We start from the raw sequence: 18686 nt of genomic DNA on the forward strand, positions 1-18686 counted from the left end.
TTATTTTTTGGAGGGATTTACATATGGCAGAGCGTTTTGTAGGAAAACAAGCTCCACGTTTTGAAATGGAAGCAGTACTTGCTAACAAGGAATTTGGTAAAGTAAGTTTAGAGGAAAACATGAAGAATGACAAATGGACAGTTCTTTTCTTCTATCCAATGGATTTCACATTTGTTTGCCCAACTGAAATTACAGCAATGAGCGATCGTTATGACGAGTTCGAAGATTTAGATGCAGAAATCATTGGTGTATCTACTGATACAATCCACACGCATCTTGCTTGGATTAATACAGACCGTAAAGATAATGGTCTAGGTGAATTAAAATACCCGTTAGCTGCTGATACTAACCACACAGTATCTAGAGAATACGGCGTTTTAATCGAAGAAGAAGGAATTGCTCTTCGCGGTTTATTCATCATTAACCCAGAAGGCGAACTGCAATACCAAACAGTATTCCACAACAATATCGGTCGTGATGTAGATGAGACATTACGTGTTCTTCAAGCATTACAAACTGGTGGACTTTGCCCAGCGAACTGGAAACCTGGTCAAAAAACACTTTAATTGATAACTGAAGAAACAGGAGGGTCTAACTGATGTTAGACCTTTTTGTTTCGACACATACAATGGATGGAGGCGCTTCATAATGAAATTACGTCAACCAATGCCAGAACTAACTGGTGCAAAAGAATGGTTAAATGGAGAAGTAACAAAAGAAGATTTGATTGGTGTCAAACCAACATTGATTCATTTCTGGTCAGTCAGCTGTCATCTTTGTAAAGAGGCAATGCCTCAAGTCAATCAATTCCGTGATGAATACAAGGATCAACTAAACGTTGTGGCAGTTCATATGCCTCGTTCAGAGGATGACCTAGATCTAGAAAAAATCAAAGAAGTTGCGAAAGAGCATGAAATCACGCAGCCAATCTTTGTGGACAGTGATCATCACTTAACAGAAGCCTTTGAAAACGAATATGTACCGGCATATTATGTATTTGATAAAACAGGTGCTTTACGCCATTTCCAAGCCGGCGGAAGCGGAATGAAAATGCTTGAAAAACGTGTCAATCGAGTGCTTTCTGAGTCTGAAAAGGCTGCAGAATAAGCTTTTCCCCCATAAATGGGGGTTTTTTCATGGACAAAAATAAGAAGCATATGGCTTCGGATGAGCTTTTATGTAGGTGTTATTCCTAAGAAAAGAGAAAATGAGGGAGTTTATTAAAAAATATCCCTGAAACAAAAAGGTATAACGACCTATTTACATTTTTGTTTTGAAATGAAAATGTAAAGATTTTAACTTTTTACTATTCAGAACGTTTTTGCACAAAAGAAATTTCAGTTAGGTAAATAACTATATAAATCAAGTAGTATAAGCGTTTATTCAATTTTTTTACAATATTTTAAGGTTTGTCAAAAGCCTATAGTGGCAATGAAATGGGTGCCGATTTTTCCTCTTTGGCAAAATTTTAGTTGAAAATACCTATCTGTTAGCAAACTGTAAAATGATAAAAAAATAGTTGATAAAATTAGTTTTCTAATCTAATATTTACTATAGAATATTTTTTATATGATGAGGGGGAAATCCATTGTTTAATGAGAGGGAAGCGTTACGTTTACGATTGGAACAATTAAACGAGGCAGAAGTAAAGGTCATCCGTGAATATCAAATTGAGCGAGATGCGATTTATGCAAAATTAAGAGAATTAGACCGTCAAGGAACAGGTCTAGTGTCAGATACAAAAAAAGAAGTACGTACAGAGAGAAAGACGGATTCACTGCCTGTATTAGCTGAGCTTGCTGCGCAAGAAATGAGAAGCTACCAGCAGCCGGCACAAACACAATCATCATCTTTAGGAACAGGACAGCTAAACGGTGCACCTGTAGGTATTCCTGAAGGATCGACAAGACGCAGAAGAGGCACAGCTCGTCCTGGCTCTAAGGCAGCGAAGCTTCGTGAAGCTGCGATTAAAACGTTAAAACGTCATAATGCAGCGATTAAAAGCTCAGAGCTTCAAAAAGAGATCGAAAAAGAGAGCGGTCTTGAAATCCCAAATATGACAACGTTTATGCAAAGCTTAATTAAAATGTACCCTGAAGTGAAGAAGCCTTATCGCGGACAGTATATTTTAGAAGGCGACATTCAAACAGAAGACGAATAAATAAAAAACTGCTGAGCGTAAAAGCCAGCAGTTTTTTATTTCGAGAATTACTTCTTTTGATCAACTGTATAGACAATTTTGCGTTCCTTGGGCAGGTGATCACGCTGTTTTTTGAAGCTGTCGATTTTGACTGTCATGACCTCTCCATTACGCTGCACTGCATCAACGTGTTCCTGAAGTGTTTGAACTTGTTCGTTGAGTTTCTTCAAGATCGGTTCGATTTCTTCTGTCGTTTGCAGGATCCGGTCTCGTGAGAATGGCTGTGCATTTGTTTTTTCTGACTGGTCAATATCAGCAAAATGAGAGGCGATCCATTCTTCGCTTTCTGCTAACTGTTTTTGATAGTTTGTGAGCGTTTCGTAAAAAATCGCTTCTTTTGCTTTTTCTATTTGCAGCAATTTCTCTTGTGTTTCATAAAAACGCTCTTGAAGGTGTCTGACGCCTTCCTGTAATACATGAAACTCTGCATTTTTATCGCTCAATGTTTGCTGCAGCTTCTCAATCACTGCGGATAAAGTATTTCCTTTTTTCTCCTCTTTTGCAAGCTGTTTATCTTGATCCTCTATCCGCTCATTTAATTGTTGAGAGATTTCCTTATATTTGACAACTTTCAAATGCAGCCTGTGTTTTTCTTCGGTTTCTTTTCTTCTATGATAGGTTTCCTTTTGCAGCATCTCATGGAGAAGGACAATTTTATGTAATAATTCTGATTTGCTGTAGGAGAGTTCCTGTATTTTTGAGGCAGCATCGTGTTGATCATTGGTCATTTCATCCAATTGTTGTTTTAATTGCGTGAAATCCTTTTTCATCTCATGATATTCTTGAGTTAACTTCTTATTTTTAGAATACGTATATGAGGACTGTAAATCAGAGATCATTTGTTGATATTTGGCAGTTTCAGCTTTTAAGTATAAATTCTCTTGAGATAAATCATGGAATAGGGGAGAAGCATGGCGCCTGTTCATCGATAGACCCTCCTTATTCATGTTACCAATAAAGTATGCGAAAGGAGTGCGATTAGAACAACCATATCAAAGGAGGACTTAGAGGATGCACGTAGTGAATGTCATTTTAGCTGGAGGCGCTTCCAGACGCTTTGGAGAGCCAAAGGCAAGTCATATGTATCAAGGGAAACCATTATATGAGCATGTGAAAGAGCAGCTTTTAGAAGGGCAGACAGTTATCATCAGCCATCCGTCGCTTCTTCCTTTTTTCAAAGCAAGAGGTGAACAAAGTGTGTGGTTAGATGATGAAGAGGTGCGCGGATGCGGACCGCTTGCCGGCATATATACGGCGATGCAAAAGCAAGAGGCAGTATGGTATTTAGTTACGGCATGTGACATGCCTTTCATACGGAAGGAAACGGCGGAAGTATTATCGTCCTATTGCAGCGAGCACGCAGATGCCATTATCCCGCTTGTTCAGGGCAGATTACAGCCTTTATTTGCGCTTTATCACCGCCGCTCTCTGCCGTTTATTCGCGCGTGTTTAAAAGAGAATCAATTTGCCGTCAAGGACTTGCTTCAAAAGCTTCAAGTGCGTATCGTTTCAGAGGAAGAACTGAACGTGACATCAAATGAATTTCGTAATATCAATAAAAGAAGCGATTTACCTGAAAACGGTATGATATGATACATAAAAAACGGTGAGGAGAGAACAGCATTGAATGACCGATATTCAAGACAAATCTTGTTCCCTCCGGTTGGGGAAAAAGGACAGCATGCGCTGGTTGAAAGTCATGTTCTGATCGTTGGAGCCGGTGCTCTTGGTACCGCCTCTGCGGAAGGGCTTGTTCGGTCTGGCATCGGTACGCTGACGATTGTCGATCGTGATTATGTGGAATTTTCAAATTTACAGCGGCAGCAGCTGTATACGGAACATGATGCATACGCACATGTGCCAAAAGCAGCAGCGGCAAAAAAACGTCTCGAGCAGATCAATCATGAAGTGACGATACACGCCCTGATTGAAGATGCAGGGGCGGAGCTGTTAAGGCCGTTATTTCAGAGAGCAGATATCGTCATTGATGCAACAGATAATTTTGAGACAAGAATGGTGATGAATGATTTATCACTAGAAACGAAGACGCCTTGGATATATGGCGCTTGTGTGAGCAGTCAGGGGATGTATATGACCATATTGCCGGATAAAACGCCATGTTTATCATGTGTGTTCACGGCAATGCCTGTTGGCGGCTTGACGTGCGATACAGCGGGGATTATTTCACCTGCCGTTCAAATGGTTTCTGCTTATCAGCAAACAGAGGCACTCAAATATTTAACTGGTCATGAAGAGCAAATCGAGCGGAAATTTGTCACGTTTGATCTTTGGCAGTCTACATCATTTAAAATGGATTTATCTCGCACTAAAGAGAAGACCTGTCCAACTTGCGGCACGGCAAGAACCTATCCTTATTTACATGATCAGCGTAAAAAATCGACGGTCCTTTGCGGACGTGACACCGTTCAAATTGTATCGAAGGATTTAGCAAAACTATCATTTCAGCATATAAAAGAGCGGCTCTCATCTTTATGTGAGGTGGAAGTAAACGACTTCTTAATCCATGTACGCTACGAAAACTACCGAATGGTCTGTTTCAAAGGGGGACGTGCATTAATCCATGGAACAAATGATGAAAAAGAAGCCAATTCATTACTAGCAAGACTGCTAGGGATATAGGAGTGATGTGTGATGGAAAGACGGCAGCCAATACCAGTAGAAGAGGCCATAAAGAAAGTCCACCAATACGAAAAACATGGAGAAATAGAATGGGTCCCTTTAAAAGACAGCCTTGGACGGTTTATTGCAGAAGATATTTTGGCAGACCATGATGTTCCGGCATTTGATCGTTCTCCGTATGATGGCTTTGCACTTCGGGCAGAAGATACAAAAGAAGCGTCAAGTGCGCATCCAGTTGAATTCGAGGTCATTGATCATATTGGTGCAGGAATGGTCTCAGCAAAAACCATCGGTCCCTTTCAGGCCATTCGTATTATGACAGGAGCAAAAATTCCAAATGGCGCAAATGTCGTCATCATGATTGAATTGTCGAAGACTTTTGAAAAAGGCGGCAAATCATTCATGTCACTGAAAAGACCGCTGAAAAAGGGAGACAATATTTCTCGTCAAGGAGAAGAAGTACTTAAAGGAAACGTGATGGTCAAAAAAGGAACAGATGTCACTCCTGGCGTCACGGCTCTATTGGCGACATTCGGATATGCGGTAGTGCCAGTTGTCAAAAAACCGGTGATTGGCATTATCTCAACAGGCACAGAGCTTCTTCAAGTAAGTGATGCCATGGTGGACGGCAAGATTAGAAATAGTAATCTTAGTATGGTCTATGCGCAAGTACTTGAGGCCGGAGCTGAGCCGCTTGATTTAGGCGGAGTCACCGATGATTTTGACAAAAGTTATCATGCAGTAAAAGCAGCCATGAGCAAGGTAGACATTCTGATCACAACAGGTGGTGTGTCAGTGGGCGATTTTGACTTTCTGCCTGCCATTTATGAAAAGTTGGGAGCCAAGGTCCTGTTTAATAAAGTAGCCATGAGACCTGGAAGTGTGACGACTGTGGCTGCAATGCCGAATGGTCAATTGCTGTTTGGGCTGTCCGGAAACCCTGCTGCCTGTTTTGTGGGCTTTGAATTATTTGTGAAACCGATCATTTATAAATGGTATAGGAAAGAAAATCCGTTTTCCACTTTTGCTGAGGCGAAACTCACACATGATTTTCCAAAAGCCAATCCGTTCACTCGTTTTGTCAGGGCGGCCCTTCAATTCACTGGCAGTCAGATCAGTGTGACTCCAACAGGTCTTGATAAATCAAGTGCAGTGACCTCTATTGCAGAGGCTGACTGTTTCATCGTGCTGCCTGGGGGAACAAGAGGTTTTCAAGCAGGTGATCAAGTTGATGTTCTGCTGTTTCAGCACAAAGGCGGTGGGTCTCCATGCTTGATGACAGATTAAGCATATTACAGGTGGTCGGTTATCAAAATAGCGGCAAGACCACGTTGATCGAAAAGCTCTGTCAGCTGGCTGAATGTGAAGGGCTGAAGCTAGGCTGCTTTAAACACCATGGACATGGCGGTACACCAGATCGTCTTTTCAAAGAAAAAGATACCGAGCGATATGTACAAGCAGGAGCATATGCCGCAGGTGTTGAAGGGGAGGGCGAATTTCACTTTTCGATGCAGCACATCACGTTAGAGCAGCTGCTCAACATGTGTCAGCATCTTCCGTTAGACGCTGTTCTCATAGAGGGGTACAAACAGGCGCCTTATCGCAAAATCGTTTGTGTCAAGAATGAAGAGGAGCTTATTGACCTTTCAACTCTTTCTAATATACAAACAGCTATTTATTTTTCTCAAGAGGATCCATTAACCGAAAATTACCCGTTTCCTGTGTTTTCAGCTTTTGATAAGCGCGGGATGACATTTGCTTTTCACTTATTGAAGGGAGGCGGCACGTTTTGAGCGAACTTTTTAAAATAACAAAAACGCCGATTGAGGTAAACGAATTGATTCAGCATGTGACAAGACGAAAGGCAGGAGCTATTACAACGTTTATCGGGACGGTCAGAGAATGGACAAACGGCAAGAAAACATTGCGTTTAACCTACGAAGCATACATACCAATGGCGGAAAACATGCTAAGGCAGATTGGACAAGAAATGAAGAATCGGTGGCCTGACACTGAAGCTGCGATTGTGCACCGGATTGGAACACTTGAGATAACCGATATTGCTGTTGTGATCGCCGTTTCGTCTCCTCATAGGAAGGCTGCCTACGAAGCCAATGAATATGCTATTGAACGAATCAAGGAAATCGTTCCTATTTGGAAAAAAGAATATTGGGAAGATGGAGAGGCCTGGATAGGTGATCAGCTCGAAACGGTTTCATATCCAGAAGGTAAACCTAGCCATCTTCAACTTGCAGAAAAAGAAGGTGATCAGCATGATTAATGTGTTATTGTTCGCCGGCCTTGCTGAGAAGGCCGGTAAACAACAAATCATCATTCAAAAAGATCAAACAACGGTTGATGAGATTAAAATAGAATTACAGGAGGTATATGGTGTTGATGCTGCACAAAATGTAATGGTTGCAGTCAACGAAATATATACGAGGGGAAATGCTGAAGTGCGTAGCGGGGACACTGTTGCACTCATTCCTCCTGTAAGTGGTGGATAATAGATATTAGAGGATTTGGTTATGGCCACCCGGCTGTAACCAATTTTTTATGTGTGAAAAGTTTGTAGAGGTGCTTGGGTGTGATCTTCGTAAATAAAACATCCCCTTCTTGCTTTAGAAATGTGAGGATCGAGCTGCTGAATGAGATCATACAATTCGCTGATTCGTCTCACATTGAAATCTGTTTGAGCTTGAAGCTGTTCCTTTAATTCTTTTGTGCTCACAATGCTTCCCTTTTTCTCTTTAATAATATCTACACATCTTGCAGCGTAGTATATTTTGTCGTTAGAAGGTCTGCTTTCTTTCATATCAAGTAATTTGAGCTCATGATAAATCGATTCTCTTTCCTTTCGAAAGTATTGCCATGCTTCTTGTTCCTTTTCATACAGTAAAATCAATTGCATTTTCAATTTTTCTCTTAACATTCACTTGACTCCATTTCCACTATCATTTAACCTACCTCTATTTTACATTATATGAAAAAATAACTTTTGATCAAGTAAAATCCCTTTATTTTTAATTTTTTAATATGAAAGTATTGATACTAAAGACTTATTTGTTCTGTAAAAGAAACCATTCATAGTCCTATAAAGCCGGGATTTGCCGAAATTACTAGGATTATTTTAACAAAAAATTGTTGTGTCTATGTAAGACCATGCGAATCCAAAAGAAAAGGATATTTATTCCGAAAGACATATTGTTTACTTAATAAAATGTTTTTAAGTCAGTAAAAGCACGATTCTGGATATGAATATGGTCGGATCATGAGGTCATTTGAAGGATTTCATTCGTGAAAATAGAATAATAGATAAAATTTTTTCTCAACGAAAATAAGAAAATTAAATGATCGATCACTTATTGGCAATCTTTTGATAAAATAGAAAGAAAAAGAGCGTCATTGTGCGTTTGCATACTTGCTTGACATAGAGAGGATGACATTTGATGAAAGAAAACATGCAAAAACCTACGATCATTGGAGTGAGCACAAGACCATCAGAGCACCTGAATAGAGTATGGGAACATCCAGTTGTTTGGTGGCCTTTATCTTGTGTGCTTATTTTAACAGTCGTTGTGACTTATTTGTCTGAGCACGTAAATAAGGGAATGTGGGCAGATTTAAGTTTGCCGGTACCTGTTGATTATGTGGTGACGCTCATTGGCCTGGTATTTGGCATTGTCATCAATGCAGCTATATATAAGTTCATCGTATTTTTAGCGAAAGGTGATGCATCATTTCGGCAGCTGTTTTCAGCGGTCCTGTTCATTACGCCCGTGACGATCATTGGAACGATTATTTCTCATTTGGCAGTCATCCTTTTTCATGTTCCAAAAGACATCACGGTTACCTCGTTAAACGCGCTCATTCGAATTTCTGGTCCATGGCAGGCGGTGTTAGCCAATATCGATCTTTTTGTAATCTGGAATCTTGTTTTAACAGGCTTTTTATTCATCCAAGTTGGGCGTATATCACCGAGAATTTCTTGGGTGATTATAGGCGTTTTTTATATCTTATCGTTAATTTTTCAATATATAGGAACAGCAATTAACATATCAGTAAGCTGGGGGTAGAAGGTTTTTATGAGAAAGAAAATCATCATCGGATCTATTTTCATTATTGTGATTGGACTATTTATTGGATTTAATATTGCGAAAAACCAAGCAAAGCCTGCTTCTACAGCAGCGATTAAAACAGTCAAACTCACGCCGAAAGAAATCACATCTACGGTGATGACACCCGGGACACTTTCGTTCTCTGAAGAGCAGTTCATCTATGAAGAAGAGGAAAAGGGGAAATTGAAGGGAATTGCTGTGAAAGAAGGGGAAAAGGTAAAGGCTGGTACGCCGCTTCTTACATATGAAAACAAGGAACTGGAGCTTGAGGAGCAGCAGCAAGCACTAGCAGCTGAGTCAAGTACATTAAAACTGGAACAATTGCAAAAAAGGCTGAGTGAATTAGATGAGAAAAAAGCAGGCGGATCTGACGCTAATGCTAAAAGCGAGCGAGATCAGCTTCAATTAGAACTGAAAGCGGCTGAATTAGAACAAAAGCAAGCAGAGATCAGCCAAGAAAAAGTAAAGGCGCAAATAGAAGATTTAACCGTACATAGTAAAATTGATGGAACAGTCATTTCCATTGAGCAAGAGGCCGGGGCAGGGGGGCCGGAAGAAAGACAGCCGATCATCCATATTGGTCATGAGAAAAAAATGATTGTGCGGGGTTTGATCTCAGAGTATGATGCCATCAAAATCAAAAAGAAACAAAAAGTGAAGGTAACGTCTGATGTCATTCGCGGGAAGAGCTGGCAAGGAGTCGTGAAAAAAGTGGGCGCTGTTCCTGTCCAGAATGCAGCCGAAACAACTTCGAGCGATCAAACGGTTCAATATCCTGTTGAAGTTGAAATAAAGGGAAAGAAACCTGAGGCGAAGCCTGGTTTTAAAATGATCATGGAAATTGAAACAGATAAGCGCCAAGCGCAAACGATTCCTGAAACAGCGGTAAAAAAAGAGACTGATGGACAATACGTTTATGTTGTTCGAAAAAATGTACTGAAAAAAGTAAAAGTGGTCATAGGGGAAACGTCAGGTCATGATCTTGAAGTGACAAAAGGTGTCAAGGCAGAGGATCAAATCATTGCTCATATAGCAGATGATATGTATGACGGAATGGAAGTGGATGCTGAATGATTCAGCTTTCCAACGTAACAAAAAGCTATGAGGTCGCACACGAAACATTTGATGTATTAAGTGACATGAATCTTGTCATTGAGAAAGGCGAGTATATGTCCATTATGGGCCCGTCCGGCTCTGGAAAGTCAACATTAATGAATATTATTGGCTGTTTAGACCGCCCGACGACAGGACAATATCATTTTCAAGGTACAGAGCTGTCAGCAGCAAAGGATCAAGAGCTTGCGGTCATTCGAAATCAATCCATTGGATTTGTTTTTCAGCAATTTCACCTCCTACCAAGGTTAAATGCGAGGCGCAATGTTGAACTGCCAATGATTTATGCTGGGATCAGTCAAAAGGAAAGAAAAGAACGTGCGGAATTGGCGCTTGAAAAGGTTGGTTTGGCAGATCGAATGAAACATATGCCAAGTGAGTTGTCAGGAGGACAAAAGCAAAGGGTGGCAATTGCACGAGCGATTGTCAATAAGCCTCAGCTTATTTTAGCAGATGAACCGACTGGTGCGCTCGACTCAAAAACAAGCATGTCAATTATGGAACAGTTTACACAGCTGAATGAGGAAGGGACAACGATTGTGCTTGTCACCCATGAAGAAGAAATAGCTGCGTATACAAACCGTACGGTCGTTCTGAGAGATGGACGGCTTGTTGAAGATAGATGGATACAAGGGGACGCTATGAATGAAACTCTTTGAAAATATCAAAATAGCGCTGAATTCGGTTTTAGCTCATAAATTACGTTCTATTTTAACGATGCTTGGGATTATTATTGGTGTTGGATCAGTCATTGCAGTCGTGGCGATCGGTCAAGGCGGTGAGCAAATGTTAAAAGGATCGATTTCAGGTCCAAACAATACCATTGATATGACATATACGCCTTCTGACGAAGAGTTAAATGCAAATCCAAATGCTTTATTCGAAGCCTCATTTACTGAGGAAGACATAAAAAGCATTAGGACAATCAATGGGGTGAAGCAGGTCGCTTCCTCGACTGCACAAGGAATGCAGCTGAGATTTCAAGATACAACAGTTGATGCGACCGTTAACGGCATAAATGAGGGGTATACGGATGTACATTCATTACAAATCGCAGAAGGACAGAATTTAAGAGATATTGACTTTAGAAGCGGCAGAAGAGCTGCCCTCATCTCGGATGGCTTACAAAAAGAATTATTCAATGGACAAAAGGCATTAGGTGAACTGATTTGGATGAACGGACAGCCAGTTGAAGTCATCGGTGTGTTAGCAAAACAGAAAGGGATGTTTTCATTTGATATGAATGAAATATATGTCCCATTTGCGATGCTCACCTCCACATTTGGTATGAATGAATATGATAAGTTGTCTATTCAAGTCGCACATGCGGATCAAATGAAGGAAGTAGGAAAGAGCGCGGCTGTCATACTAAATGAAAATCATCATACAGAAGATGCTTACGAAATGATCAATATGGAAGAAATCGCAGAGGGGATCGGTCAAATAACGTCCGTTATGACAACGATCATTGGCTCAATCGCCGGAATCTCTTTACTTGTCGGCGGCATCGGTGTAATGAATATTATGCTCGTTTCTGTGACAGAGAGGACAAGAGAAATCGGTATTCGAAAGGCGATGGGCGCAACAAGGGCACAAATTCTCGTTCAGTTTTTAATTGAGTCTGTCGTTTTAACACTCATCGGCGGGCTGATGGGAATTGCACTTGGATTAGGCGGTGCTTCGCTAGTATCACTATTTGCCGGCTGGCCGTCTCTCGTATCTTGGCAAGTGGTTTGTGGAGGCATACTGTTTAGTATGCTCATTGGTATTGTTTTTGGGTTAATTCCTGCGAATAAAGCAGCGAGACTAGACCCTATTGAATCGCTCAGGTATGAATGATTCGGAGGAGAAAAAAGCATACAAATGGTTTACATTTGCCTTCATTACACATCAAAAGCTTTTATGCAAATCGCATAGAAGCTTTTTTTAGTTCCATTGAATGAAATAAAAAATGATAGAAATGCTAATATCATGACTTTCATCTTAATGTCACATATTTTTCAGTTTACAAATGGTACATATAAAGGTAAGATGACCATGGTGAAAGATTTTGATAGTTATTGAATGTATTTGATTGTTTTGTATTGATAATGTTGAAAAAAGCGATTACAATAAAGGTGCGCGCAAAATGAATACGTTTTCAAAAGGGGTGTTCTCATGTTAACACCGGAAAGACATCAACTCATTATTGACAGCTTAGAAGAAAATGATGTCATTAAAATACAGGACTTAACGATGATGACGGATGCGTCTGAATCTACAATTAGAAGAGATTTATCAGCCCTTGAAGAAAAAGGATTTCTTAAAAGGGTTCATGGGGGAGCAGCCAAGATTTCGAGTATTCGCCTTGAACCAGATGTATTTGAGAAATCTGCCAAAAACCTTCAAGAAAAGTCATTGGTTGCAGAGGCAGCGGCATCTCTTTTAAAACAAGGTGACTGTATTTATTTAGATGCTGGTACAACCACACAGCAAATGATTGAATATATCGATCCAGATCAAGATATTGTCGTGGTGACAAACGGTGTGATGCACATTGAAGCACTCATGAGAAAAGGCATTACCTTTTACTTGATAGGCGGATCAGTGAAACATCGAACAGGAGCCATGGTGGGAGCCGCAGCTTTGACAGCGATGGAAAATTATCGTTTTGACAAAAGCTTTGTTGGGACAAACGGCATTCATCCCGAGGCGGGTTTTACAACACCTGATCCAGAGGAAGCGCTCATGAAAAAAAGAGCCATGAAACAGGCGAAAAAAACCTATATCTTATCAGATGCCTCGAAGTTTGGCGAAATATCGTTTTCAACCTTTGCTAGTTTACAGGAAGCCACCATTATCACAAACGACGCAAAAGAGGATTCATTCGATAATTACCATGAAAAAACGGTTATAAAGGTAGTGAAAACATGATTTATACAGTTACTTTAAACCCATCAGTTGATTACATCGTACACGTGGAGGATTTTGCAGTCGGCGGTTTAAATCGTTCAACCTATGATCAAAAATATCCAGGTGGTAAAGGAATCAATGTCTCAAGGCTATTAAAACGTCACGGTGTTGAATCAAAAGCACTTGGATTCATTGGTGGATTTACAGGCAAATATATTCAAGATTTTTTACAGAACGAACAATTACAAACAGCCTTTCACGAGGTGTCAGAAGATACAAGAATCAATGTGAAACTAAAAACAGGTGAAGAGACAGAAATCAACGGACTCGGCCCATCAATTACTGAAACGCAATTTGAGTCGTTTCTATCTCAATTTTCTTCATTGACTGAAGGAGATGTCGTGGTTTTAGCTGGTAGCATTCCTTCTTCATTACCTCATAACACATATGAGCGTATTGCTGAAGTTTGCAGAGAGCAAGGTGTAAGAGTTGTTCTTGATATTTCTGGCGAAGCGTTAAAAAAAGCAGCAGACATGAAACCGTTCTTAATGAAGCCAAATCATCATGAACTGGGTGAAATGTTTGAGACGAGTATTTCATCAGCAGAAGAAGCAATTCCTTATGGGAAAAAGCTGTTAGAACAAGGTGCTGAACATGTCATCGTCTCCATGGCTGGAGATGGTGCCCTTTTATTCAGTAAAGAAGGAATCTATCAATCCAATGTTCCAAAGGGAACGCTCGTTAATTCAGTTGGAGCAGGAGATTCAGTCGTTGCAGGGTTTTTAGCCGGCGTTTCAAAAGGCCTTTCAATTGAAGATTCATTTAAGCTTGGTGTTACTTCAGGAAGCGCTACAGCCTTTTCTGAGGAGCTTGGCACAAAAGAGCTTGTTGACACACTATTACCACAAGTAAAAGTCACACGCATTTAAAGGAGGAGTCATCATGAAAATTACAGAACTACTCACGAAGCATACCATTAAGCTTCAATTAGACAGCCAGCAGAAAGAAGCAGTCATTGAAGAGCTGGTCACTGTTTTAGATACAGCAGGCAAGTTAAATGATAAAGAGGGCTACAAAGAAGCTGTGATCAATCGTGAAAAACAGAGCTCTACTGGTATTGGCGAAGGAATTGCCATCCCGCACGCTAAAACAGCGAGTGTAAAAGAGCCTGCCATTGCATTTGGCCGCTCAACTGCTGGTGTAGATTATGAATCACTAGACGCGCAGCCGAGTCATCTTGTCTTTATGATTGCCGCAACTGAAGGCGCAAACAACACGCACTTAGAGGCACTTTCTCGTTTATCCACACTTCTTATGCGTGAAGAAATTCGAAAGCAGCTAAGCGGCGACTGAAGATGAAATCATTGAGATCATCAATACACATGATCAAGATGATGAAGAAGAAGAGGAAGTTCAAGAGGAGCCGGCTGCAGAAGGAAAACCTGCTAAAATTTTAGCGGTAACCGCTTGCCCGACAGGTATTGCCCATACATTTATGGCAGCAGATGCTTTGAAAGAAAAAGCAAAAGAAATGGGCGTTGACATTAAAGTTGAAACAAACGGCTCTGGCGGTATTAAACATGCCCTTACAGCAAAAGAAATTGAAGAAGCACCAGCCATCATTGTGGCAGCGGACAAGCAAGTAGAAATGGAACGCTTTAAAGGCAAGCATGTCATTGAAGTCCCTGTAACAGCTGGTATTCGCCGTCCACAGGAATTAATTGAAAAAGCAATCAATCAAGATGCGCCGATTTATAAAGGTTCAGGCGGCAGTTCTTCTAAAGAGGAAAATGAATCATCTGGCAAAGGAAGAAGCGGATTTTACAAGCACTTAATGAGTGGTGTAAGTAACATGCTTCCATTTGTTGTCGGAGGCGGTATTCTTGTTGCGATTTCATTCTTCTGGGGCATTAACTCAGCAGATCCTAAGGACCCTTCATTTAATTCATTTGCAGCTGTCTTAAAAGGAATTGGCGGCGATAATGCGCTTGCCTTAATCGTTGCGGTATTGGCTGGATTTATTGCCATGAGTATTGCAGATCGTCCAGGTTTTGCGCCAGGTATGGTCGGTGGTTTTATGGCGTCAGCAGCAGGTGCAGGGTTCTTAGGCGGATTGATTGCTGGTTTCCTAGCAGGTTACATTGTTGTGCTGCTCAAAAAAGTATTCACATTCGTACCGCAGACACTCGACGGGATTAAACCGGTTCTGCTGTATCCATTGTTCGGTATTTTCTTCACAGGCATTATCATGCATTATATTGTCAACACACCAGTGAAAATGGTGATGGACGGATTAACACATTGGCTTGAATCATTAGGTACGGGAAACCTTGTCTTAATGGGTATTATTTTAGCTGGTATGATGGCAATTGATATGGGAGGCCCAATTAACAAAGCGGCTTACACATTTGGTCTTGCGATGATTGCTGCTGGCAACTATGCACCGCATGCTGCGATTATGGCAGGCGGAATGGTTCCACCACTAGGTATTGCACTTGCAACAACGATCTTTAGAAATAAGTTCTCAAAACGTGACCGTGAAGCAGGGATTACATGTTACTTCATGGGAGCTGCCTTCATCACGGAAGGAGCGATCCCATTTGCGGCGGCAGATCCTCTTCGTGTGATTCCTTCAGCTGTTATTGGTGCAGCAGTTGCTGGCGGATTAACGGAATTCTTCAGAGTGACGCTTCCTGCACCGCATGGCGGACTATTTGTTTTCTGGGTAACAAATCATCCAGTTCTTTATATCATCAGCATCTTAATCGGTGCCGTTGTGACAGCGATTTTACTGGGTATTTTGAAAAAACCAGTCAGACAAGAAGCGTAATGCAGAAGAGAAGCATCGTGTAAAACGGTGCTTCTTTTTGTTTAATTATCAGTGAATTAGGAAAAAATATCTAATTAGATGGTTGTCTTGTGAATTTTTAAATGACATATGATAAAGTAAAGTTATTCAATTCACGTTTCAAGTCTTTTAGCAGAAAGTCTTAGGAGGAAGCAGTATTTTGAACGAAGAAAACAAACAAAACGAAAATGAAATTCAATCTGATGCGAAGCAAGCCAAAACAGAGAAGAAAAGTTCACTATTTGAATGGATCAAAGCCATTTTAATCGCACTTGCGCTCGTCTTGCTCATCCGTACGTTTATATTTGAACCGTATGTGGTGGAAGGAGAGTCAATGGAACCGACACTTCATGACGGGGAAAAGCTGTTTGTCAACAAAACCATTAACTATCTCGGTGGTGTGAAACGCGGTGACATCGTGATTATTAATGGAAAAGATGGTCAGAAGATTCATTATGTCAAACGGTTAATCGGCCTTCCAGGTGATACGATTGAAATGAAGGATGATACGCTTTACATTAATGGAAAAAAAGTAGATGAGCCTTATTTAAAAGAGAACAAGGCGCATGCGAAAGAGTATGAAGTGCATTTAACTGGAGATTTTGGTCCAGTAAAAGTACCGAAAAACGATTACTTTGTGATGGGGGACAACAGACTCAATTCCATGGACAGCCGAAATGGACTTGGCCTCATTGAAAAGGATCGGGTTGTCGGGACATCAGAATTTGTTTTCTTCCCATTTGGCGATATTCGACAGACAAAATAAAAGCACCTTCTCATGGGCAAGAGAAAGGTACTTGAACGAGCGACCCTTACAGAAGGGTCGTTTTTAATTTGGTGTGAGCACCGTCACAATGATCACAATCGCAAGAACAGAAGCGAACACAGATCCGGTAATGGCTAAAACGGATCGAAACAATCCGATCTTTTGGTTTTCTTTTCCCCGCTTTTGTAAAAAGCGTTTGGAAAAGATGTGAACCAGTGTGTAAATCAGGACAAGCCCAATATAAAGGCCAAAGTCCCTCGCATTAAAGCCTGTTGCAGATAAATAAATGCCCATAAAGAAAATCAATAAACAGTATTCCATCAGTGTGAGTAATCTCAAATCGCCCGAACTCCTTCAATCAATCATTCCCGTTTATTATATCATAATAGACAAAAAGCCTTCGTTCTTAGCGAGAGACGTTTCTATCAAACGTTATTCATGTTATACTTCATAATGATGAATGAGTGATGGAGGATTAATAAATGATTGCAGTAAATAATGTTAGTTTGCGCTTTGCTGATCGTAAACTATTTGAAGAAGTAAATATTAAATTCACTCCTGGCAACTGTTACGGATTAATTGGTGCCAATGGAGCTGGTAAATCAACGTTCCTAAAAATTCTTTCTGGCGAAATTGAGCCTCAAACGGGCGATGTTCATATGAGTCCTGGCGAGCGTTTAGCGATTTTAAAACAGAACCACTTTGAATACGAAGAGTTTGAAGTGCTGAAAGTCGTCATCATGGGTCACAAACGTCTATATGATGTGATGCAGGAGAAAGATGCGATCTATATGAAACCTGATTTCTCAGATGAAGACGGGATTCGTGCAGCAGAACTTGAAGGTGAATTTGCCGAATTAAACGGCTGGGAAGCTGAAAGTGAAGCAGCGATCCTATTAAAGGGTCTTGGCATTCCAGAAAGCCTTCAATCGAAGAAAATGTCTGAGCTTGGCGGTTCTGAAAAGGTAAAAGTACTTTTAGCTCAAGCTTTATTTGGCAAGCCTGACGTTCTTCTTCTCGATGAGCCGACGAACCACTTGGACTTACAAGCAATCCAGTGGCTCGAAGAGTTCCTCATTAACTTTGAAAATACCGTCATCGTCGTTTCGCATGATCGTCATTTCTTAAATAAAGTATGTACACATATTGCGGATCTTGATTTCGGAAAAATCCAAGTATACGTCGGTAACTATGATTTTTGGTATGAGTCCAGCCAGTTAGCGCTTAAACTAAGCCAAGAAGCAAATAAGAAAAAAGAAGAACAAATTAAGCAGCTTCAAGAATTCGTTGCCAGGTTTAGTGCGAACGCTTCTAAATCGAAGCAAGCGACATCAAGAAAGAAATTGCTTGATAAAATCTCTTTAGATGACATTAAGCCGTCTTCACGTAAATATCCGTATGTTCATTTTGCACCAGAACGCGAAATCGGAAATGATGTCCTTCAAGTAGAAGGTCTATCAAAAACAATTGACGGTGTAAAAGTACTGGATAATGTCAGCTTTATTATGAACCGCGAAGATAAAATTGCGTTCTTAAGCCGTAATGAGCTTGCTGTGTCCACTTTATTTAAAATCCTTGCTGGTGAAATGGAGCCAGACAGCGGATCATTTAAATGGGGCGTCACAACGTCACAAGCCTTTTTCCCGAAAGATAATAGTGAATACTTTGAAGGAAACGATGTTGATCTCGTGGATTGGCTCCGTCAATATTCTCCGAATGATCAAAGCGAAAGCTTCCTGCGTGGTTTCTTGGGACGTATGCTTTTCTCTGGGGAAGAAGTGAAGAAAAAAGCAAGTGTCTTATCAGGAGGAGAAAAGGTTCGTTGTATGTTATCAAAAATGATGCTGTCTGGAGCGAATATATTGCTGCTGGATGAGCCAACGAACCACTTAGACCTAGAATCCATTACAGCGCTGAATAACGGTCTCATGAGCTTTAAAGGAGCTATGCTCTTCTCATCTCATGACCATCAGTTTGTTGAAACAGTCGCAAACCGGATTATCGAAGTGACGCCAAATGGCATCGTCGATAAACAAACAACATATGATGAGTTTTTATCAGATCAAGACATCCAAAAAAGACTTGAAGAGCTTTACGCATAACACAAAA

At 40.7% G+C, this 18686-nt stretch carries 20 protein-coding genes and 1 pseudogene; 18 read left to right on the forward strand and 3 right to left on the reverse strand.

Annotated elements, in window-relative coordinates; translation table 11 throughout:
• Positions 1-23 precede the first annotated feature (23 nt).
• The 3 genes from ahpA (at position 24) to rok (ending at position 2161) form a co-directional block, all read left to right on the forward strand.
• Positions 24-566, forward strand: coding sequence for a biofilm-specific peroxidase AhpA (gene ahpA / locus NSQ76_RS07415; protein WP_003211758.1), 543 nt, complete (start codon positions 24-26; stop codon positions 564-566).
• A gap of 82 nt (positions 567-648) precedes the next feature.
• Positions 649-1107, forward strand: coding sequence for a TlpA family protein disulfide reductase (locus NSQ76_RS07420; RefSeq protein WP_341053223.1), 459 nt, complete (start codon positions 649-651; stop codon positions 1105-1107).
• 481 nt (positions 1108-1588) lie between these two features.
• On the forward strand, positions 1589-2161 hold the full coding sequence (gene rok / locus NSQ76_RS07425) for a transcriptional regulator Rok (RefSeq protein ID WP_025092353.1): 573 nt from the start codon (positions 1589-1591) through the stop codon (positions 2159-2161).
• Between the two features lie 47 nt (positions 2162-2208).
• Here the strand turns inward: rok and NSQ76_RS07430 are convergent, their stop codons facing one another.
• The gene (locus NSQ76_RS07430; protein WP_341053226.1) at positions 2209-3126 is read right to left on the reverse strand and encodes a sigmaE regulated sporulation protein; all 918 of its coding nucleotides are present in this window, start codon (positions 3124-3126) and stop codon (positions 2209-2211) included.
• 85 nt (positions 3127-3211) lie between these two features.
• Here NSQ76_RS07430 and NSQ76_RS07435 point away from each other — a divergent pair, with 85 nt between their 5' ends.
• From NSQ76_RS07435 to moaD, 6 genes are read left to right on the forward strand one after another with little or no spacing between them, the layout of a single operon-like run.
• A complete protein-coding gene (locus NSQ76_RS07435) occupies positions 3212-3793 on the forward strand; it encodes a molybdenum cofactor guanylyltransferase (RefSeq protein ID WP_257802697.1) in 582 nt (193 codons plus the stop codon).
• A 30-nt stretch (positions 3794-3823) separates the two neighbouring features.
• Positions 3824-4840, forward strand: a complete 1017-nt coding sequence (locus tag NSQ76_RS07440; RefSeq protein ID WP_034623325.1) for a ThiF family adenylyltransferase — start codon at positions 3824-3826, stop codon at positions 4838-4840.
• Positions 4841-4849: 9 nt separating this feature from the next.
• On the forward strand, positions 4850-6127 hold the full coding sequence (locus tag NSQ76_RS07445; RefSeq protein WP_341053229.1) for a molybdopterin molybdotransferase MoeA: 1278 nt from the start codon (positions 4850-4852) through the stop codon (positions 6125-6127).
• Positions 6109-6633 (forward strand): molybdopterin-guanine dinucleotide biosynthesis protein B, encoded by a 525-nt coding sequence (gene mobB / locus NSQ76_RS07450; RefSeq protein WP_208946632.1) that lies wholly within the window; start codon positions 6109-6111, stop codon positions 6631-6633. Before NSQ76_RS07445 ends, mobB begins: the two co-directional genes overlap by 19 nt.
• Positions 6630-7121, forward strand: coding sequence for a molybdenum cofactor biosynthesis protein MoaE (locus tag NSQ76_RS07455; protein ID WP_268423222.1), 492 nt, complete (start codon positions 6630-6632; stop codon positions 7119-7121). Before mobB ends, NSQ76_RS07455 begins: the two co-directional genes overlap by 4 nt.
• Positions 7114-7347 (forward strand): molybdopterin converting factor subunit 1, encoded by a 234-nt coding sequence (gene moaD, locus NSQ76_RS07460; protein WP_024424733.1) that lies wholly within the window; start codon positions 7114-7116, stop codon positions 7345-7347. Before NSQ76_RS07455 ends, moaD begins: the two co-directional genes overlap by 8 nt.
• A gap of 47 nt (positions 7348-7394) precedes the next feature.
• Here the strand turns inward: moaD and NSQ76_RS07465 are convergent, their stop codons facing one another.
• Complete coding sequence (locus tag NSQ76_RS07465; protein ID WP_024424734.1) at positions 7395-7772, reverse strand: Rok-like winged helix domain-containing protein; 378 nt, start codon at positions 7770-7772, stop codon at positions 7395-7397.
• A gap of 517 nt (positions 7773-8289) precedes the next feature.
• Between NSQ76_RS07465 and NSQ76_RS07470 the strand changes: the two genes are divergently transcribed.
• From NSQ76_RS07470 to lepB, 8 genes and pseudogenes are all read left to right on the forward strand, one after another.
• A complete protein-coding gene (locus tag NSQ76_RS07470) occupies positions 8290-8916 on the forward strand; it encodes a YIP1 family protein (RefSeq protein ID WP_341053236.1) in 627 nt (208 codons plus the stop codon).
• 9 nt (positions 8917-8925) lie between these two features.
• Complete coding sequence (locus tag NSQ76_RS07475; RefSeq protein ID WP_268501274.1) at positions 8926-10032, forward strand: efflux RND transporter periplasmic adaptor subunit; 1107 nt, start codon at positions 8926-8928, stop codon at positions 10030-10032.
• Positions 10029-10730 (forward strand): ABC transporter ATP-binding protein, encoded by a 702-nt coding sequence (locus NSQ76_RS07480; protein ID WP_341053243.1) that lies wholly within the window; start codon positions 10029-10031, stop codon positions 10728-10730. The genes NSQ76_RS07475 and NSQ76_RS07480 overlap by 4 nt, the downstream gene beginning before the upstream one ends.
• Positions 10717-11910, forward strand: coding sequence for an ABC transporter permease (locus NSQ76_RS07485; RefSeq protein WP_341053244.1), 1194 nt, complete (start codon positions 10717-10719; stop codon positions 11908-11910). The genes NSQ76_RS07480 and NSQ76_RS07485 overlap by 14 nt, the downstream gene beginning before the upstream one ends.
• 318 nt (positions 11911-12228) lie before the next feature.
• Entirely contained in the window at positions 12229-12984 is a 756-nt protein-coding gene (locus NSQ76_RS07490) for a DeoR/GlpR family DNA-binding transcription regulator (RefSeq protein ID WP_039178192.1), read from the forward strand.
• Positions 12981-13892 carry a 1-phosphofructokinase gene (gene pfkB / locus NSQ76_RS07495; protein WP_024426881.1) on the forward strand — a complete coding sequence of 304 codons (912 nt, stop codon included), beginning with the start codon at positions 12981-12983 and terminating at the stop codon, positions 13890-13892. The genes NSQ76_RS07490 and pfkB overlap by 4 nt, the downstream gene beginning before the upstream one ends.
• Positions 13893-13905: 13 nt before the next feature.
• Positions 13906-15793, forward strand: a pseudogene (locus tag NSQ76_RS07500) (PTS fructose transporter subunit IIABC).
• 211 nt (positions 15794-16004) lie between these two features.
• A complete protein-coding gene (gene lepB / locus NSQ76_RS07505) occupies positions 16005-16577 on the forward strand; it encodes a signal peptidase I (RefSeq protein ID WP_029706712.1) in 573 nt (190 codons plus the stop codon).
• Positions 16578-16640: 63 nt separating this feature from the next.
• Here lepB and NSQ76_RS07510 read toward each other — a convergent pair whose 3' ends face one another.
• A complete protein-coding gene (locus tag NSQ76_RS07510) occupies positions 16641-16916 on the reverse strand; it encodes a hypothetical protein (RefSeq protein ID WP_024424743.1) in 276 nt (91 codons plus the stop codon).
• Between the two features lie 143 nt (positions 16917-17059).
• Between NSQ76_RS07510 and NSQ76_RS07515 the strand changes: the two genes are divergently transcribed.
• Positions 17060-18679 (forward strand): ABC-F family ATP-binding cassette domain-containing protein, encoded by a 1620-nt coding sequence (locus tag NSQ76_RS07515; protein ID WP_024426884.1) that lies wholly within the window; start codon positions 17060-17062, stop codon positions 18677-18679.
• Positions 18680-18686 lie beyond the last annotated feature (7 nt).

The organism is Bacillus sp. FSL M8-0256 (assembly GCF_038005765.1).
Lineage (GTDB): Bacteria > Bacillota > Bacilli > Bacillales > Bacillaceae > Bacillus > Bacillus safensis.

Excerpts from the sequence above, each read along its gene's own strand:
- NSQ76_RS07475 (WP_268501274.1), top strand. The coding sequence starts at position 8,926 with ATGAGAAAGAAAATCATCATCGGATCTATTTTCATTATTGTGATTGGA.
- NSQ76_RS07480 (WP_341053243.1), top strand. The coding sequence starts at position 10,029 with ATGATTCAGCTTTCCAACGTAACAAAAAGCTATGAGGTCGCACACGAA.
- NSQ76_RS07420 (WP_341053223.1), top strand. The coding sequence starts at position 649 with ATGAAATTACGTCAACCAATGCCAGAACTAACTGGTGCAAAAGAATGG.
- NSQ76_RS07465 (WP_024424734.1), bottom strand. The coding sequence starts at position 7,772 with ATGTTAAGAGAAAAATTGAAAATGCAATTGATTTTACTGTATGAAAAG.
- NSQ76_RS07470 (WP_341053236.1), top strand. The coding sequence starts at position 8,290 with ATGAAAGAAAACATGCAAAAACCTACGATCATTGGAGTGAGCACAAGA.
- pfkB (WP_024426881.1), top strand. The coding sequence starts at position 12,981 with ATGATTTATACAGTTACTTTAAACCCATCAGTTGATTACATCGTACAC.
- NSQ76_RS07515 (WP_024426884.1), top strand. The coding sequence starts at position 17,060 with ATGATTGCAGTAAATAATGTTAGTTTGCGCTTTGCTGATCGTAAACTA.
- NSQ76_RS07435 (WP_257802697.1), top strand. The coding sequence starts at position 3,212 with ATGCACGTAGTGAATGTCATTTTAGCTGGAGGCGCTTCCAGACGCTTT.
- NSQ76_RS07485 (WP_341053244.1), top strand. The coding sequence starts at position 10,717 with ATGAAACTCTTTGAAAATATCAAAATAGCGCTGAATTCGGTTTTAGCT.
- moaD (WP_024424733.1), top strand. The coding sequence starts at position 7,114 with ATGATTAATGTGTTATTGTTCGCCGGCCTTGCTGAGAAGGCCGGTAAA.
- NSQ76_RS07430 (WP_341053226.1), bottom strand. The coding sequence starts at position 3,126 with ATGAACAGGCGCCATGCTTCTCCCCTATTCCATGATTTATCTCAAGAG.
- mobB (WP_208946632.1), top strand. The coding sequence starts at position 6,109 with ATGCTTGATGACAGATTAAGCATATTACAGGTGGTCGGTTATCAAAAT.
- ahpA (WP_003211758.1), top strand. The coding sequence starts at position 24 with ATGGCAGAGCGTTTTGTAGGAAAACAAGCTCCACGTTTTGAAATGGAA.
- NSQ76_RS07490 (WP_039178192.1), top strand. The coding sequence starts at position 12,229 with ATGTTAACACCGGAAAGACATCAACTCATTATTGACAGCTTAGAAGAA.